Source organism: Bradyrhizobium genomosp. III (assembly GCF_000261705.1).
Lineage (GTDB): Bacteria > Pseudomonadota > Alphaproteobacteria > Rhizobiales > Xanthobacteraceae > Bradyrhizobium > Bradyrhizobium ottawaense.
The window spans coordinates 1-749 of the sequence record NZ_AJQF01000608.1; the positions used below are offsets into that span (position 1 = coordinate 1).

1 pseudogene is annotated in these 749 nt (G+C 64.2%); it reads left to right on the plus strand.

Annotated features, from left to right (window positions below):
- Nucleotides 1-421 precede the first annotated feature (421 nt).
- Nucleotides 422-749 (plus strand): annotated as a pseudogene (locus tag IC66_RS0142390) (reverse transcriptase domain-containing protein); the annotation flags it as partial.

The window sequence follows — 749 nt, forward strand, 5'->3', positions numbered from 1 at the left end:
TTGTGTGCCGAGTATGAGCGACAGCTTGGAGGTGGAAGTCCTCTATCCAGCCTGATGGCGGCGAAGGATTAGCGAAGCGCAAGGGCGTCATCGTGAGGTGGGGTCTGAAGAAAGCGTGGAGCAAAGCCGCGGCCCGATGGACAAACACCGGATAACGAGGCCTACCCGGCCGGACGAGCGAGCAATTGATCGCGAAGTCCAAGGTCATCAAAGGTCGGGGTGGTAAATTCGGCGGGCGTGCGGTGAAGGCGGTCGGTCTTACCTCGGGAGGTCTGCGCTGTGTCTCGGCAACGAGACTGAGACCGTCGCAAGACGGCCTGACCGCAGCGCAGAAGTCAGCCGAGGGCGTAGTAGGCGGCAGCGCGCCGCTGAAGGCCTGAACGGTGGAAGTGGTCAGTAGAGCGGCGATCTCGTGCGAGCCATGCGGCAGAAGAATCAGGTCGAGCTGAACTTGAGCCCCGGAGCGGAGGGTGAAGCCCGAAGCGCCGGCGCCCGAGAGCCTGAAGCGCGTGCGGCGGAAGTCTGTCTCGAACGCCCGGCGGTCGCAGGACCGTCGATGGAAGACGTTGTCGAGAGTGAGAATCTGAAGGCAGCGTTGGCGCAAGTAAAGCGCAACAAGGGCGCGGCGGGCGTCGACGGGATGACCGTCGGCGAGCTGTCAGCCCACCTGAAGGAGCACTGGCCTGCGATCCGAGCCCAGTTGCTTGACGGCACCTACAAGCCACAGCCGGTGCGGCGGGGGGGGGGAA